This window comes from Pseudomonas sp. KK4 (genome assembly GCF_001984065.1).
Taxonomy (GTDB): Bacteria; Pseudomonadota; Gammaproteobacteria; order Pseudomonadales; family Pseudomonadaceae; genus Aquipseudomonas.
This window is the reverse complement of sequence record NZ_LYVP01000017.1, coordinates 1-14,839: the sequence shown is the minus strand read 5'-3', so window position 1 is coordinate 14,839 and position 14,839 is coordinate 1. Positions and strand designations below refer to the sequence as shown.

General features: G+C 63.2%; 13 protein-coding genes. 11 read left to right on the top strand and 2 right to left on the bottom strand.

From position 1 onward, the window contains the following. Positions 1 to 54: 54 nt before the first annotated feature. Complete coding sequence (locus B0W55_RS08815) at positions 55 to 1,863, top strand: monovalent cation:proton antiporter-2 (CPA2) family protein (RefSeq protein ID WP_077045620.1); 1,809 nt, start codon at positions 55 to 57, stop codon at positions 1,861 to 1,863. Between the two features lie 135 nt (positions 1,864 to 1,998). Beyond that, positions 1,999 to 3,096, top strand: coding sequence for a DNA alkylation repair protein (locus B0W55_RS08810; protein WP_077045619.1), 1,098 nt, complete (start codon positions 1,999 to 2,001; stop codon positions 3,094 to 3,096). Between the two features lie 124 nt (positions 3,097 to 3,220). On the opposite strand, the gene B0W55_RS08805 is transcribed toward B0W55_RS08810, so the two are convergent. After that, positions 3,221 to 3,766, bottom strand: coding sequence for a cytochrome b (locus tag B0W55_RS08805; protein WP_077045618.1), 546 nt, complete (start codon positions 3,764 to 3,766; stop codon positions 3,221 to 3,223). Between the two features lie 174 nt (positions 3,767 to 3,940). Between B0W55_RS08805 and B0W55_RS08800 the strand changes: the two genes are divergently transcribed. The 7 genes from B0W55_RS08800 to B0W55_RS08770 are packed head-to-tail and all read left to right on the top strand — an operon-like array spanning position 3,941 to position 10,238. Next, the gene (locus B0W55_RS08800; protein WP_077045617.1) at positions 3,941 to 4,618 is read left to right on the top strand and encodes a thermostable hemolysin; all 678 of its coding nucleotides are present in this window, start codon (positions 3,941 to 3,943) and stop codon (positions 4,616 to 4,618) included. Next, positions 4,608 to 6,089, top strand: a complete 1,482-nt coding sequence (locus tag B0W55_RS08795; protein WP_077045616.1) for an AMP-binding protein — start codon at positions 4,608 to 4,610, stop codon at positions 6,087 to 6,089. Before B0W55_RS08800 ends, B0W55_RS08795 begins: the two co-directional genes overlap by 11 nt. Then, complete coding sequence (locus B0W55_RS08790) at positions 6,086 to 6,760, top strand: TenA family transcriptional regulator (RefSeq protein ID WP_077045615.1); 675 nt, start codon at positions 6,086 to 6,088, stop codon at positions 6,758 to 6,760. The genes B0W55_RS08795 and B0W55_RS08790 overlap by 4 nt, the downstream gene beginning before the upstream one ends. Next, a complete protein-coding gene (locus B0W55_RS08785) occupies positions 6,747 to 7,556 on the top strand; it encodes an SDR family oxidoreductase (RefSeq protein ID WP_077045614.1) in 810 nt (269 codons plus the stop codon). Before B0W55_RS08790 ends, B0W55_RS08785 begins: the two co-directional genes overlap by 14 nt. Continuing rightward, entirely contained in the window at positions 7,553 to 8,197 is a 645-nt protein-coding gene (locus B0W55_RS08780) for a tetratricopeptide repeat protein (protein WP_077045613.1), read from the top strand. The genes B0W55_RS08785 and B0W55_RS08780 overlap by 4 nt, the downstream gene beginning before the upstream one ends. Positions 8,198 to 8,208: 11 nt before the next feature. Further along, positions 8,209 to 8,871 (top strand): response regulator, encoded by a 663-nt coding sequence (locus B0W55_RS08775; RefSeq protein WP_077045612.1) that lies wholly within the window; start codon positions 8,209 to 8,211, stop codon positions 8,869 to 8,871. Continuing rightward, complete coding sequence (locus B0W55_RS08770; protein ID WP_077045611.1) at positions 8,868 to 10,238, top strand: ATP-binding protein; 1,371 nt, start codon at positions 8,868 to 8,870, stop codon at positions 10,236 to 10,238. Before B0W55_RS08775 ends, B0W55_RS08770 begins: the two co-directional genes overlap by 4 nt. Before the next feature lie 111 nt (positions 10,239 to 10,349). On the opposite strand, the gene B0W55_RS08765 is transcribed toward B0W55_RS08770, so the two are convergent. Beyond that, entirely contained in the window at positions 10,350 to 11,246 is an 897-nt protein-coding gene (locus tag B0W55_RS08765; protein ID WP_077045610.1) for a LysR family transcriptional regulator, read from the bottom strand. Positions 11,247 to 11,377: 131 nt separating this feature from the next. Here B0W55_RS08765 and B0W55_RS08760 point away from each other — a divergent pair, with 131 nt between their 5' ends. Continuing rightward, a complete protein-coding gene (locus B0W55_RS08760) occupies positions 11,378 to 13,024 on the top strand; it encodes a GMC family oxidoreductase (protein ID WP_077045609.1) in 1,647 nt (548 codons plus the stop codon). A 91-nt stretch (positions 13,025 to 13,115) separates the two neighbouring features. Then, positions 13,116 to 14,738 carry an MFS transporter gene (locus B0W55_RS08755; RefSeq protein ID WP_077045608.1) on the top strand — a complete coding sequence of 541 codons (1,623 nt, stop codon included), beginning with the start codon at positions 13,116 to 13,118 and terminating at the stop codon, positions 14,736 to 14,738. The last annotated feature ends 101 nt before the right edge of the window (positions 14,739 to 14,839 follow it).

Genomic DNA, 14,839 nt, shown 5'->3' with positions numbered 1-14,839 from the left:
TCAAGCCCTTATCCTTGTCACCCCCTGCCGTACCGAGTCGATGGAGTTTTACCCATGCCCCATGAAGGCAATCTGTTGCAAGCCGCTGTCGTGTTCCTGCTCGCGGCAGTCCTCACCGTGCCCCTGGCCAAACGCCTGCAACTGGGCGCCGTGCTCGGTTATCTGTTTGCCGGCGTCATCATCGGCCCGTCGGTACTGGGCCTGATCGGCAACCCGAGCAGCGTCAGCCACATTTCGGAACTGGGGGTGGTGTTGCTGCTGTTCATCATCGGCCTGGAATTGTCGCCGCGACGCTTGTGGGTGATGCGCAAATCGGTGTTTGGCGTCGGCCTGGCGCAGGTGCTGCTGACCGGTTCGGTGATCGGCGTGGTGGCGCTGTTCATGTTCGGGCAACCGCTCAACAGCGCCATCGTGCTGGGCCTGGGGCTGGCCCTGTCGTCCACCGCGTTCGGCCTGCAAAGCCTGGCCGAGCGCAAGGAACTGACCAGCCCGCATGGGCGTCTGGCGTTCGCGATCCTCCTGTTCCAGGACATCGCCGCGATCCCGTTGATTGCCATGGTGCCGCTGTTGGCGGGCGTCGATCACAACACCAGCACCGCCGAGGATGTGAATCACGGTTTGCGGGTGCTCGGCAGCATCGCCGTGGTGGTGGTCGGTGGTCGCTACCTGTTGCGCCCGGTGTTCCGCGTGGTGGCAAAAACCGGTCTGCCGGAGGTGTCGACCGCCACGGCGCTGCTGGTGGTGATCGGCACCGCGTGGCTGATGGACCTGGTCGGCGTATCCATGGCCCTGGGCGCGTTCCTCGCCGGCCTGCTGCTGGCCGATTCTGAATACCGGCATGAACTGGAAGCGCAGATCGAGCCGTTCAAGGGCCTGTTGCTGGGGCTGTTTTTCATCAGTGTCGGCATGGGCGCCAACCTTTCCCTGTTGCTGAGTGCGCCGATCACGGTGCTGGGCCTGACCTTGCTGCTGATCGCCATCAAACTGCCGCTGCTGTTTCTGGTGGGAAGGCTGGCCGGCGGTTTGAGCAAGGTCAGCGCCATACGCCTGGGCATCGTGCTGGCGGCGGGCGGTGAGTTTGCTTTTGTGGTGTTCAAGATCGGCCGCGACCAGGGCCTGTTCGAGCCGCGCCTGTACGACTTGCTGGTACTGACCATCACCCTGTCCATGGCGCTGACGCCGTTGTTGCTGCTCGGCTGTGCGCGCCTGGTCAGCCCCAAGGTGCAACCGGTGGTGGTGCCGGAGAAATTCCGCGAAATCGACACTGAAACGCCTCGCGTGGTGATCGCCGGCATGGGCCGCATGGGCCAGATCGTGGCGCGTATCCTGCGGGCGCAGAACATCAAGTTCGTCGCCCTCGATACCTCGGTGGAAACCATCGAACTGTCCCGCAGTTTCGGTGGCGTTCCGGTGTTCTACGGCGACCCGATGCGCCCGGAAATCCTTAGCGCGGCCAAGGTCGAACAGGCCGAGTTCTTCGTGATCGCCACCGACGACCCGGACACCAACATCAAGACTGCCGAACTGGTGCACAAGCTGTACCCGCATATGAAGATCATCGCCCGCGCCCGAAACCGCCAGCACGTGCACCGGTTGATGGACGTCGGCGCCCAGGCCGTGCGGGAAACCTATTATTCGAGCCTGGAAATGAGCCGGCAGACACTGATCGGCCTGGGCTTGTCCCAGGCTCAGGCGGATGCGCGGATCAAGCGCTTCAAGCATCACGACGAACAGGTGCTCGAAGCCCAGCATGCGGTATACGACGATGCGGTGAAGGTCCTGCAGACCGCCCAGGAAGCCCGGGCGGAACTGGCGCGGTTGTTCGAGGCGGATCAGCTGGAAGAGCAAGCCGCCAGGAAATGAGGTGAATTGACCGGCCTCTTCGCGAGCAAGCCCGCTCCCACAGGGTGTGCGCATTCCAAAGGTGGGAGCGGGCTTGCTCGCGAAGAACGATAACGCGGTACAGCAGGCTCCCCCGAATCCCCAAGGAATTGACCAATGGCAGACTCCTCCTCCCCCGCCCTCAAGGAAATCTTCAACGCCGAGCGCCTGCAGCACATCGCCAGCGAGATGACTGCGGTCTATCCCGAGTTCGATGCCAAGACATTCCTGAAACTGGCGAAAAAAGATCTGGCCCAATTGTCAGTGATGCAACGCATGGCCCGGGTCAGCGAGTGCCTGCACGCAGTGTTGCCGCTGGATTACGCGGCCTCGCTGGACCTCCTGCGCGCCCTCGCCCCGCGCCTCAACAGCGGCTTTGTCAGCATGTGCCTGCCGCACTACGTGGCGATCTATGGTGCTGAGCACTTTGAGCTGTCCATGGACGCACTCAAGTACTTCACCGCATTCGGCTCCTCGGAGTTCGCGATCCGCCCCTTCCTGCGCCGGGATCTGCCAAACACGTTGCAACGGATGCACGACTGGTCGCTGGACGACAACGAACATGTCCGGCGTCTGGCCAGTGAAGGCTGTCGCCCGCGCCTGCCGTGGTCATTCCGCCTGGAACAGATACAGGCCGACCCGAGCCTGGCCGCCGCCATCCTCGAGAACCTCAAGGCCGATCCCAGCCTGTACGTACGCAAGTCGGTGGCCAATCACCTCAACGACATCACCAAGGACCACCCCGAGTGGGTGCTGGACTTGATCGAGGGCTGGTCACTGGACAACAAGCACACCGCCTGGATCGCCAGACATGCGCTGCGCAGCCTGATCAAACAGGGCAATCAACGGGCGCTGGCCATCATCGGGGCCGGTGGCAAACCGCACGTGGAGATCGTCGATGTGCGGGTTTACCCGCCGGTGATTGGCCTGGGGGAGAAAATCACCCTGTCCTTTGACGTCCAGTCCAAGGTCGCAGAGAGCCAGCGACTGGTGATCGACTACGCCATCGATTATGTGAAAGCCAACGGCAGCACCTCGGCGAAGGTGTTCAAGCTCAAGGCCCTGACCCTGCCCGGCCACGCCAGCGAGTCCATCACCCGTGGCCAGCACATCAAGGAACTCACCACGCGCCGGCACTATGCCGGCCGGCATGCGGTCCATGTACTGGTCAACGGCGAGCGCCTGGCGAGCACGGCCTTCGAGATCCTTCAATAAACCACCACCCTCCCCTGTAGGAGCGAGCTCGCTCGCGATGGTCGTCAACGATAACGCGGGGCGCCTGATCCCCCGCGGGGTTCTCGGGTGCATCGCGAGCGAGCTCGCTCCTACAGGTGCACCATCAAGGCCGGCCCGGCAGCATGCGCCGCAGGGTGTTGTCCCGCACCCAATAGTGATGGAACAACCCTGCCGCCGCGTGCAAGCCGATCAACCAGTAGCCGGCGCTGCCAATCAGCTCATGCCAGTATTTGAACTGCTTGGCCAGGTCCGGGTCCACGGCCACCGGCGATGGCAGGTAGAACTCGTAATAAGGCATCGGTTTGCCAGCGGCCGACAGCATCAGCCAGGCCAGTACCGGCGTGGCAATCATCAAGCCATACAACGCCAGGTGCATCAGGTGCGAAACGCCGGTCTGCCAGGCCGGTGGCTTGGGTGTAATGGGCGGCCGAGGCGAGAGTCGGGCAAGCAGCCGAACCCAGACCAGGGCAAAAATACTCAAACCGAACACCCCGTGCAGGCCCAGGAACAGACCCCGCAAATGGCCGCCTCGGGGCATCAAGCCTTTGATCTCGATACAGGCATACACCCCGACAAACAGCGCAAGCATCAGCCAGTGCAAGGTCATCGACAGTTTTGCGTACCGCTGTGGTGTTGAATCGCCAATCATGGTGAGCCTCATGAGCGTCAATGCAGACAGCGCACTCAATCGCGCCGTCCATCGAGTGCAACTGTGCCCGTCCAGCCTTAAGGCAATCTGAAGACAATCGGCGCACCCACCTTCAGATTCCGTTAAGAAATGCCGCCGATACTCCTCCCATACTTCACCGGGAGGCGCTTGCCAATGCCCCATTTCGACTGGAACATCCCCTTGCCGCTGCATTTCGGCCATGCCGAAACACCGCAGCTGCGCCTGGACCGAGCACTGCCCGACCAACCTCAACGCCCGGCGTTTGAAGCCTTTATCCAGGAAGGATTTCGCAAGGTGCACGGAGCCGACATCCGGCACTTCATGCCGGAGCTGTTCGGCATGAGCAACGAGGCCGGCGCGCTGTGCGCCGTCGCCGGGGTGCGGCTGGCCAGCAGTGGCCAACTGTTCCTGGAGCGTTATCTGGACAATTCGATCGATCCGCTGATCAGCGCCGCGGCAGACTGCCCGGTGGACCGCGCAGGCATCGTCGAAGTGGGCAACCTGGCAGCCAGCGACACCGGCAGCGCGCGGTTGAGCATCATTGCCATCACCTACCTGCTGGCCATGGGCGGCCTGGAATGGGTGGCGTTCACCGGCAATGTCGGTCTGGTCAACAGCTTCCATCGCCTGGGTCTGAAACCTGTCACCCTGTGTGCCGCCGACCCGGCGCGCCTGGGCGAGGATCGCAACAGTTGGGGCAGCTACTACGAGAGCAAGCCCTGGGTGCACGTCGGCAACATCCGCGCAGGCTTCATTCATTTGCGCAATATCGGCATGTTCAGCCGTCTCGGCCTGCCCACCTCACTGGAGGCGTCCAGCCATGTCGCCTGAAACCGAACGCTTCAAACAGACCCTGCGTCAGCACGCCGAACACCAAACCAACACCCTCGCCCTGTGGGGTGACCACTCGAGGCTGGACTACGCCACCCTCTATGCCGAAGTGGTGTACCGCCAGCAGCGCCTGCGCGATGAGCACACCCAGGTCGTTGCAATCGCCCTGGACAATGGCATCGACGCCATGCTGTGGGATCTGGCGCTGTTGTTCGAAGGGCTGACCTGCGTGGCATTGCCGCCGTTTTTCAGCCCGGCGCAGCGCCAGCATTGCCTGGAACAAAGCCAGGCCGCCCTGGTGATTGCCGAGCCCGCACTGCAAGAGGAACTGCAAGCGGCCGGCTACGAGAAGCGTGGAGAGTTCTGGCGCCGCCGCTTCAGCGGGCCACAGCGGATGCCCGCAGGCACCGCCAAACTGACCTTCACCTCCGGCACCACGGGCACCCCCAAAGGCGTCTGCCTGAGTGCCGACAGCATTGTGCAGGTGGCCCGCGAACTGTATCAGGCCAGCAAACCGACCGATCCCCGGCACCACCTGGCCCTGCTGCCGCTGGCCATTCTGCTGGAGAACATCGGTTGCTATGCCGCGCTGTACGCCGGCGCGACGCTGAGCCTGCCCGGCCACAAGGCGCTGGGCATCCACGGCGCCAGCGGCGTGGATGTACCGCAGTTGCTGGCCTGCCTGGCCAGCCGTGCACCCCAGAGTCTGATCCTGGTGCCGCAGTTGCTGTTGATGCTGGTCACGGCGGCTGAACAGAGCGCCTTCGATGCGCGGTCTCTGCGCTTTGCCGCGGTGGGTGGCGCGCGGGTGGCCCAATCGCTGCTGCAGCGCGCGCAGCAGGCAGGCATCCCGGTGTACGAGGGTTATGGCCTGTCGGAATGCGCCTCTGTGGTCTGCCTCAACCGCCCCGAGGCAACGCGCCCCGGCAGTGTCGGCCAACCCCTGCCCCATGTGCAGATTCGCCTGGCGGACGATGGCGAAGTGCTGATCAAGGGTTCGACCCTGCTCGGCTATCTGGGAGACGCGCCCCACAACGATCAGTGGTGGCCCAGCGGCGATCTCGGCGAATTCGACGCCGACGGTTTCCTCTACCTCAAGGGGCGCAAGAAGCATCAATTCGTCACCAGTTTCGGTCGCAACGTGAACCCCGAATGGGTGGAGGCGGAACTGACTCAACGGGGGTCTATCGCCCAGGCGTTCGTCTACGGCGAAGCCATGCCCACCAACCACGCACTGCTCTGGCCGCAGCGCGCCGATTGCACGGACGCCCAACTGGCCGCCGCCGTGGCCGAGGCCAACCACGCCCTGCCCGATTACGCCAAGGTTCATCACTGGACCCGGCTGGAGCAACCCTTCACACACGCCAACGGCCTGCTGACCGCCAATGGGCGCCCGCGCCGCGACGCCATTGTCGAGCGCTACCGCACGTCATTGACTGAACCTGTCATCCGCGAGGAATCCGCATCATGAGTTTTTTTGACCAACTGCAAGAAGCCACCCAGCAGGAACGGATCGAACTGTTCAATCTGCCGATCATTGCCGACGCCCTCGCAGGCAAGGTCAGCCTGGAAAGCTACCGCGCCTTTCTGACCCAGGCCTATTACCACGTTCGCCATACCGTACCGTTGATGATGGCCTGCGGTGCGCGCCTGCCCTCGAGTCTGGAGTGGTTGCGCCAGGCCGTGTGCGAATACATCGAGGATGAATACGGCCACGAACAGTGGGTGCTCAACGACATCGAGGCTTGCGGTGGCGACAAAGCCGCCGTGCGTCAGGGCCAACCTTCGTTTCCCATCGAATTGATGGTGAGCTATCTCTACGACTTGATCGCGCGGGGCAATCCGGTGGGGCTGTTCGGCATGGTCAACGTGCTCGAAGGCACCAGCATCGCCCTGGCCACGCACGCGGCCGGCAGCCTCCGCGAGCACCTGCAACTGCCGGAAACCGCTTTCAGCTACCTCAGCTCCCACGGTTCGTTGGACATCGAGCACATGCAGACCTTCCGCGGCCTGATGAACAGGCTCGAAGACCCCGCCGACCAGGCGTCTGTCATCCATGCCTCGAAAGTGGTGTACCGGCTGTACGCCGACATGTTCCGCGGTTTGCCGCGCAACGGGGAGAAACTGCATGCGCCTGTCTGAAGCTCGCGTCGTGCTGACCGGTGCCAGCGGCGGCATCGGCCTGGCCATCGCCACGGCCTTGTGTGCCAGTGGCGCCCGGGTACTGGCGGTCGCTCGCCATCGGCAACCGCTGGAACCGTTGCTGGCGCAATACCCGAACAACCTGTGCTGGATCGGCGCAGACCTGACGCTGGGCGCCGAGCGCGCCGAAGTGTTGGCCGAAGCCCAGAGCATCGGTGGCATCAACCTGTTGATCAACGCCGCCGGGGTCAACCAGTTCGCGATGCTCGAACAACTGGACGACAGCGATATCAACACCATGCTGGCGGTCAACGTCGGCGCACCAATCTGCCTGACTAGAATCCTGCTGCCCCTGCTCAAACAGGCCTCCAGCGCCATGGTGGTCAACGTCGGTTCGACCTACGGCTCCATCGGCTATCCGGGCTATGCCAGTTACTGCGCCACCAAATTTGCCCTGCGCGGTTTTTCCGAGGCGCTGCGTCGGGAACTGGCGGACACCCGGGTCAGCGTTCTCTATGTTGCCCCGCGCGCCACCCGCACCAGCATGAACAGCCCGGCAGCCCAGGCGCTCAACGATGCGCTCAAGGCCAACGTCGATGACCCGCAAACCGTAGCCGCCGCGGTGATCCACGCCATCGCCGGCGACCGCCGCGACCTGTACCTGGGCTGGCCGGAACGCTTTTTCGTACGCCTCAACAGCCTGCTGCCCAACGTCGTGGATCGCGGCTTGCGCAAGCAATTGCCATTGATCCGCCGCCTGAGCCAGAAACCCGACCAGGAGAATCCAAAACCATGAAAACACTCGTCGCTTGCCTGCTGTTGGGCGCCTTGAGCCAGAGCGCCTGGGCGCTGGATGCCGCCGATCAGCAACGCCTGAACGGCATCCAGCAGAGTTGGGCCCATATCCAGTACGAGCTGCCGGAAGGACAACGCGAGGCCGCCTTCGAAAAACTGGCCACTGAAGCCACAAACTTTACCCATCAACGCCAATCGGTGGCCGAGGCCTGGATCTGGTCCGGCATCGTCACCAGCAGTTGGGCCGGTGCCCAGGGCGGGCTTGGCGCACTGAGCAAGGTCAAGGACGCCAAGGCCGACCTGGAAAAAGCCCTGGCCCTGGACCCCAAGGCGTTGCAAGGCTCGGCCTATACAAGCCTCGGTGCCCTGTATGACCGCGTGCCGGGCTGGCCCATCGGCTTCGGCGACTCGGACAAGGCCGATCAACTGCTCGAAGTCGCCCTGCGCTTGAACCCCAATGGCATCGATCCCCTGTACTTCTGGGGCGATCACCTTTACCGTCAAAAGCGCTACGCTGAGGCCAGGACGGCATTGCAAAAAGCCCTGCAAGCCGCCCCCCGCCCCGGCCGGGAAACGGCGGACGCCGGACGGCGCAAAGAGATCGAAACCTTGCTGGTGGACGTCAACAAGAAACTCGACTGACAGGAGTCCCTGTGCGTTTACTACTGATTGAAGATGACGTGGCCCTGGGCGAAGGCATTCATCAGGCCCTGGGCCGCGAGGGCTACACCGTCGACTGGGTGCAGGACGGCAGCAGTGCCTTGCATTCGCTGCTCAGCGAGTCCTTTGATCTGGCGGTGCTCGACCTCGGCCTGCCGCGCATGGACGGCCTGGAGGTCTTGCGCCGCTTGCGCGACAGCGGCTCGAATCTTCCGGTACTGATCCTGACCGCCCGCGATGCCACCGAAGACCGCATCGCCGGGCTCGACGCCGGCGCCGACGACTACCTGATCAAACCCTTCGACCTGGCCGAACTCAAGGCGCGCCTGCGAGCCTTGCTGCGACGCAGCGCCGGTCGCGCCCAGGCGCTCATCGAGCACGGTGGCATCAGCATCAACCCAAGCACCCAGCAAGTCAGCTATCAAGGCCAGCCGGTGGCGCTGACACCCAAGGAATATCAACTGCTGCACGAACTGCTCTCGCCGCCGGGGCGGGTCATGACCCGCGATCAACTGATGCAATTGCTCTACGGCTGGAACGAAGAAGCCGAAAGCAACACCCTGGAAGTGCACATCCACCACCTGCGCAAGAAATTTTCCACCGATCTGATCCGCACCATCCGCGGTGTCGGCTATCTGGTGGAGGAGCGTCGATGACTTCGATCCGGCGTCGCACCCTGACGCTGATCATCGGCCTGATGCTCGCTGGCCTTGCGGTGATCAGCACCTTGAACCTGCATGACAGCAACCACGAAATCGCCGAAGTCTATGACGCCCAACTGGCGCAGAACGCGCGGCTGCTGCAGGGCGTGCTGCGCATGCCGCTGGCGAGCAAGGAACACACCGAGCTGTACAAGGCGTTCAACAAGGCCTTGGGCGAAGCCGAACCGCGGGTGGACGGTCACCCTTACGAGACCAAGATTGCTTTTCAGGTGTGGGACCGTCATGGCGAGGTGCTGGTACACACCGCCAGCGCACCCTCTTTCACGGCGCCGCCGTCGACACCCGGTTTCAGCGATGTCGTGGACATGAACGACCGTCACTGGCGTGCCTTCCTGCTGGAGGACAAGCAGAACGACCTGCGGATATGGGTCGGTGAGCGCGATGACGTCCGCGCGGACCTGGTGGACCGGATCGTACGCCACACCCTGGGGCCCAACGTCCTGGGCAGCCTGATTCTGGCGGCGATGGTCTGGCTGGCGATCGGCTGGGGGCTCAAACCGCTGGCTGACATGGCGGCAACCCTGCGGGCACGGCACAGCGGTTCGCTGGAACCCTTGCAACTCAAGCCCCTGCCCAGCGAGCTCGAACCGATGCAAGCGGCGCTCAACCGCATGCTCGCGCAGATTCAGGAAGTGCTTGGCCGGGAACGGCGCTTCATTGCCGACGCGGCCCATGAAATGCGCACGCCCCTGGCGGTGTTGCGGGTGCATGCGCAAAACCTGCTGGAGGCCGGGACCGAGGCGCAGCGACGCGAGTCCCTGGAATTTCTGATTTCCGGCGTCGATCGCACCAGCCGACTGGTCAATCAGTTGCTGACCATGGCCCGCCTCGAACCCAAGGCCACCTCTGCACCGCTGCGCACCATTGACCTGACCCAGGCCGTCCGCGACAGCCTGATACAGCTCACACCCTGGCTGCTGAGCAAGCGCCTGGAGCTGGCATTCGATGTCAGCGAGCAGCCCTGCAGAGTGACCACCGACGCTGCCGCCATCGACATCGCCCTGAACAACCTGATCACCAACGCAGCGAATTTTTCCCCCGAGGGCGGCGTTATCACCGTGCAGTTGAGCCAGGCCCAAGGGTTTTATCACCTGAGCGTCGAGGATCAGGGGCCGGGCATCGACGAAGCCGATCGCGCTCGCCTGTTCGAACGCTTCTACAGCCGTGGCAATCACCAGGGCGCAGGGCTGGGCCTGACCATCGTCAACACCATTGCCACTCGACTGGGCGGCCGCATCACGCTGGTCAACCGCCCGGAGGGTGGCTTGCGCGCCGTGCTGTCGATTCCGCAAAGCCTGTGAACACATCGCACTCCCCTGTAGGAGCGAGCTCACTCGCGACGCACCCGAGAACCCCGTGGGTTATCAGACGCCCCGCGTTATCGTTGACGACCATCGCGAGCAAGCTCGCTCCTACAGGGGGATGGTGCCGAGCAGCAGGTTCTGTTCGCGCTCGCAGAGCTCCACCACGTAATCCCACATCACCCGCAACCGCACGGATTTGTGCAACTCACGGCGGGTGCTGATCCAGTAGCTGCGCAGGATGCTTTCCTCGGCGAACAACGGCACCAGCATCGGGTCGGCGCTGGCCATGTAGCATGGCAGCACGGCGATGCCGAGACCGGCGCGGGCAGCCTGTTGCTGGGCGATGACGCTGGTGCTGTGGAAGACCACGTGCGGGTTGCGGCAGAAGCTATTGAGAAACATCAGTTCCTGACTGAACAGCAAGTCGTCGACATAGCCGATCCAGGCATGCCGCGCCAAGTCTTCGCGCGTGCGCAGCGGCGGCGCCTTGTTCAGATAATCCTGGCTGGCATAGAGCGCCAGGCGATAGTCAGTGAGCTTGCGGGTGACCAGCATGTCGGCGGCCGGGCGCTCCAGGTGAATGCTGATTTCCGCCTCGCGGTTGAGAATGCTGACGAAACGCGGCACCGCCACCAGTTCCACCTCCAGCCCCGGATAACGCTCGAACAAGCCGTTCATGCGACTGGCCAGAAACATGATGCCCAGCCCTTCGGTGACCCCGACGCGGATCTTGCCCAGCGGCGCCGTGGACTGGGTGATTTCCTCCTGGGCCAGCAGGGCAACGTTTTCCATGGCTTCGGCATGCTTGAGCAGCGCTTCCCCGGCCGGCGTGAGCTCGTAACCCTGGGCATGCTGAACGAACAGCGCCGTGCCCAGGCTCTTTTCAATGGCCTCGATGTGCCGGGCAACAGTGGCGTGGGTGGTGTTCAAGCGGCGGGCCGCGGTGAGCAAACGCCCGCTACGCTGAAGCTCGAGAAAAAACCGCAGGTCATTCCAGTCGAACATGAATCATCCTTGGGTCGGTCGATTGAACGCACTGTTTAAAAACGCACAGCCGCTGCGTAAAAACTAACATTCTTTTAACGAAAGCTAACAACTAGGATGCAAACCATAAGAACAACAACACGAGGTCAGGGATGCCAACTTCCCTTGATGAATTCGACTACATCGTGGTCGGGGCCGGGCCGGCCGGCTGTCTGCTGGCCAACCGGCTATCGGCCAACCCGCAACACCGGGTCCTGCTGCTCGAAGCCGGTGGGCGCGACAACTATGCCTGGATTCACATCCCCGTCGGCTATCTGTTCTGCATCGGCAACCCGCGCACCGACTGGTGCTTCAAGACCCAAGCCCAGCCCGGCCTGCAGGGCCGTACCCTGAGCTATCCCCGGGGCAAGGTGCTGGGCGGCTGCTCCTCGATCAACGGCATGATCTACATGCGCGGCCAGGCCGGCGATTACGATCGCTGGGCCGCCGAGGGCAACCCCGGCTGGCGCTGGCAGGATGTGCTGCCGCTGTTCAAGAAAAGCGAAAACCACTTTGCCGGCGATTCCGAGTTTCACGGTGCCAGCGGCGACTGGCGGGTTGAACGCCAGCGCCTGTCCTGGCCGATTCTGGATGCGTTTCGCAGTGCCGCCGAGCAAAGCGGCATCGCCAGCATCGATGACTTCAACCAGGGCGACAACGAAGGTTGCGGCTACTTCCAGGTCAATCAGAAGGCCGGTATCCGCTGGAACGCGGCCAAGGCGTTTCTCAAGCCGATCCGCCATCGCACCAATCTGACGGTGCTGACCGGGGTCGAGGTGGACCGGGTGCTGCTGGAAAACGGCCGCGCCGACGCGGTCAGCGTGCGCCATCAGGATCAGGCGAAAACCCTCAAGGCCCGCAAGGAAATCATTCTGTGCGCCGGCGCCGTCGGTTCACCGAGCATCCTGCAGCGCTCAGGGATAGGCCCTCGCCCGCTGCTGCAACGCCTGGGCATCGGCGTTGCCCATGAACTGCCCGGGGTCGGTGGCAACCTGCAGGATCACCTGCAACTGCGGCTGATCTACAAACTGCAGAACGCCCGCACCCTCAACCAGATCGCCGGCAGCCTGTGGGGCAAGATGGGCATGGGCCTGCGGTATCTGTATGACCGCAGCGGGCCGCTGTCCATGGCACCGAGTCAGCTGGGGGCCTTTGCCCGTTCGGGGCCGGAACAGACCTCGGCCAATCTTGAGTACCACGTGCAACCCTTGTCCCTGGAGCGTTTCGGCGAACCGCTGCACGCCTTCCCGGCGTTCACCGCCTCGGTCTGCGACCTGCGTCCGCAAAGCCGTGGCCGCGTGGAAATTGGCTCCGCCGATCTTCGGGATGCGCCGTTGATCCAACCCAATTACCTGAGCCATCCAGAGGATCTGCGGGTCGCCGCCGACGCCATCCGACTGACCCGGCGCATTGTCGCCGCCCCGGCCCTGCGGGCGTTCAAACCGGTCGAATACCTGCCCGGCGACAGCCTGCAAAGCGAAGAACAACTGCACGAAGCCGCCGCGCGGATCGGCACCACGATTTTCCATCCAGTGGGCACCTGCCGCATGGGCAACGACACCGAAGCGGTGGTCGATGCGCAACTGCGCGTGCACGGCATCCCGGGCCTGCGCATCGCCGACGCCTCGATCATGCCGCGCATCACCTCGGGCAACACCTGTTCGCCTACGCTGATGATTGCCGAGAAAGCGGCGCAACTGATCCTCAACCCAGACACAAGGAACATCACCCTGGCAATGGAGTTGGTCACCAGTTCTTGATTCATCTGATTTATGGACAAACGCGGCACCGGCCCACAAGGCAGGCGCCGACAGTGGAACAACAAAAACAATCACTGTGAGGGATACCGATATGTCAGAACATGTACAGCCCCTGGAAGCCGTGCGCAGCGCGGGCACCAGCCGGGACACCCAGAAAGTCATCTTCGCCTCGTCACTTGGCACGGTGTTCGAGTGGTATGACTTCTTCCTGTATGGCGCCCTCGCGGCGGTGATCAGCAAACAGTTCTTCGCCGGGGTCAACGACACCACGGCATTCATCTTTGCCCTGATGGCCTTCGCCGCCGGATTTGTCGTCAGACCATTCGGCGCGCTGGTGTTCGGTCGCCTGGGGGACATGATCGGACGCAAGTACACCTTCCTGGCCACCATCGTCCTCATGGGCCTGGCGACCTTCTGTGTCGGCCTGCTGCCCACCTACGCCAGCATCGGCATCGCCGCGCCGATCATCCTCGTGGTGCTGCGCATGCTCCAGGGCCTGGCTTTGGGCGGTGAATACGGCGGCGCCGCCACCTATGTTGCCGAACATGCCCCCATGGGCAAGCGCGGCTTCCACACCAGCTGGATCCAGTCCACCGCGACCCTCGGCCTGTTGCTGTCGCTGCTGGTGGTGCTCGGTTGCCGCTACTTCACCGGCGATCAGTTCGAAGTCTGGGGCTGGCGCATTCCGTTCCTGTTCTCGATCATTTTGCTGGGCATCTCGACCTGGATCCGCATGAGCCTGCACGAGTCGCCGGCCTTCGTGAAAATGAAAGAGGAAGGCAAGCTCTGCAAATCGCCGATCCGCGACTCCTTCGGCAAATGGGAAAACCTGAAAGTCGTGCTGATCGCCCTGTTCAGCATCAACGCCGGGCAAGCGGTGACCTTCTACGCAGCGCAGTTCTATGTGCTGTTCTTCCTCACCCAGTTCTTGAAAATGGACCCGGCCGTGGCCAACGGCCTGTTGATCGTCAGCGTGACGCTGGGTGCGCCGTTCTTCATTTTCTTCGGCTGGCTGTCGGACAAGGTCGGGCGCAAGCCGGTGCTGATGATCGGCCTGTTGCTGGCCACCGCGCTGTACTTCCCGATCTTCAAGAGCCTGGCCCACTACGCCAATCCGGCCATCGACCAGGCCAGCCGCCAGGCCCCGATCACCGTGCTGGCCGACCCGGCCACCTGCACCTTCCAGTTCGACCCGGTGGGCAAGGCGAAATTTGACAGCCCGTGCGACAAGGTCAAGACCTTCCTGGTCAAGCAAGGCCTGCCGTACCACAGCGCAGCGGCACCGGCCGGCAGCGGCGTGCAGGTCAGCGTGGGCGATGTGAAGATCGACGGTTTCGACGAAGCCGCCCTGCGCGGCGCGGTCACGCTTGCTGGCTACCCGCAGCAGGCTGACATGCAGCAAATCAACAAACCGATGATCGTGGCGCTGATCGTTGCGCTGATCGCCATCTCCGCCATGTGCTACGGCCCGCTGGCGGCGCTGATGGTCGAACTGTTCCCGACGCGCATCCGCTACACCTCGATGTCCCTGCCCTACCACATCGGCAACGGCTGGTTCGGCGGCTTCCTGCCTACCGTGTCGTTCGCGCTGGTGGTGTACACCGGGGATATCTTCTACGGGCTGTGGTACCCGGTGCTGGTGACTGGGGTGAGCCTGGTGGTGGGGATGCTGTGCCTGCGTGAGACGCGCAATGTCGACCTGGACAAGAACTGAGGCGAGGTAACGCAGACCACTGTGGGAGCGGGCTTGCTCGCGAAGACGTCGTGTCAGTCAGCATCATTGGCGACTGACACACCGCTTTCGCGAGCAAGCCC

Coding starts and splice junctions, on each gene's coding strand:
- B0W55_RS08815 (WP_077045620.1), top strand. CDS start 55: ATGCCCCATGAAGGCAATCTGTTGCAAGCCGCTGTCGTGTTCCTGCTC.
- B0W55_RS08810 (WP_077045619.1), top strand. CDS start 1,999: ATGGCAGACTCCTCCTCCCCCGCCCTCAAGGAAATCTTCAACGCCGAG.
- B0W55_RS08805 (WP_077045618.1), bottom strand. CDS start 3,766: ATGATTGGCGATTCAACACCACAGCGGTACGCAAAACTGTCGATGACC.
- B0W55_RS08800 (WP_077045617.1), top strand. CDS start 3,941: ATGCCCCATTTCGACTGGAACATCCCCTTGCCGCTGCATTTCGGCCAT.
- B0W55_RS08795 (WP_077045616.1), top strand. CDS start 4,608: ATGTCGCCTGAAACCGAACGCTTCAAACAGACCCTGCGTCAGCACGCC.
- B0W55_RS08790 (WP_077045615.1), top strand. CDS start 6,086: ATGAGTTTTTTTGACCAACTGCAAGAAGCCACCCAGCAGGAACGGATC.
- B0W55_RS08785 (WP_077045614.1), top strand. CDS start 6,747: ATGCGCCTGTCTGAAGCTCGCGTCGTGCTGACCGGTGCCAGCGGCGGC.
- B0W55_RS08780 (WP_077045613.1), top strand. CDS start 7,553: ATGAAAACACTCGTCGCTTGCCTGCTGTTGGGCGCCTTGAGCCAGAGC.
- B0W55_RS08770 (WP_077045611.1), top strand. CDS start 8,868: ATGACTTCGATCCGGCGTCGCACCCTGACGCTGATCATCGGCCTGATG.
- B0W55_RS08765 (WP_077045610.1), bottom strand. CDS start 11,246: ATGTTCGACTGGAATGACCTGCGGTTTTTTCTCGAGCTTCAGCGTAGC.
- B0W55_RS08760 (WP_077045609.1), top strand. CDS start 11,378: ATGCCAACTTCCCTTGATGAATTCGACTACATCGTGGTCGGGGCCGGG.
- B0W55_RS08755 (WP_077045608.1), top strand. CDS start 13,116: ATGTCAGAACATGTACAGCCCCTGGAAGCCGTGCGCAGCGCGGGCACC.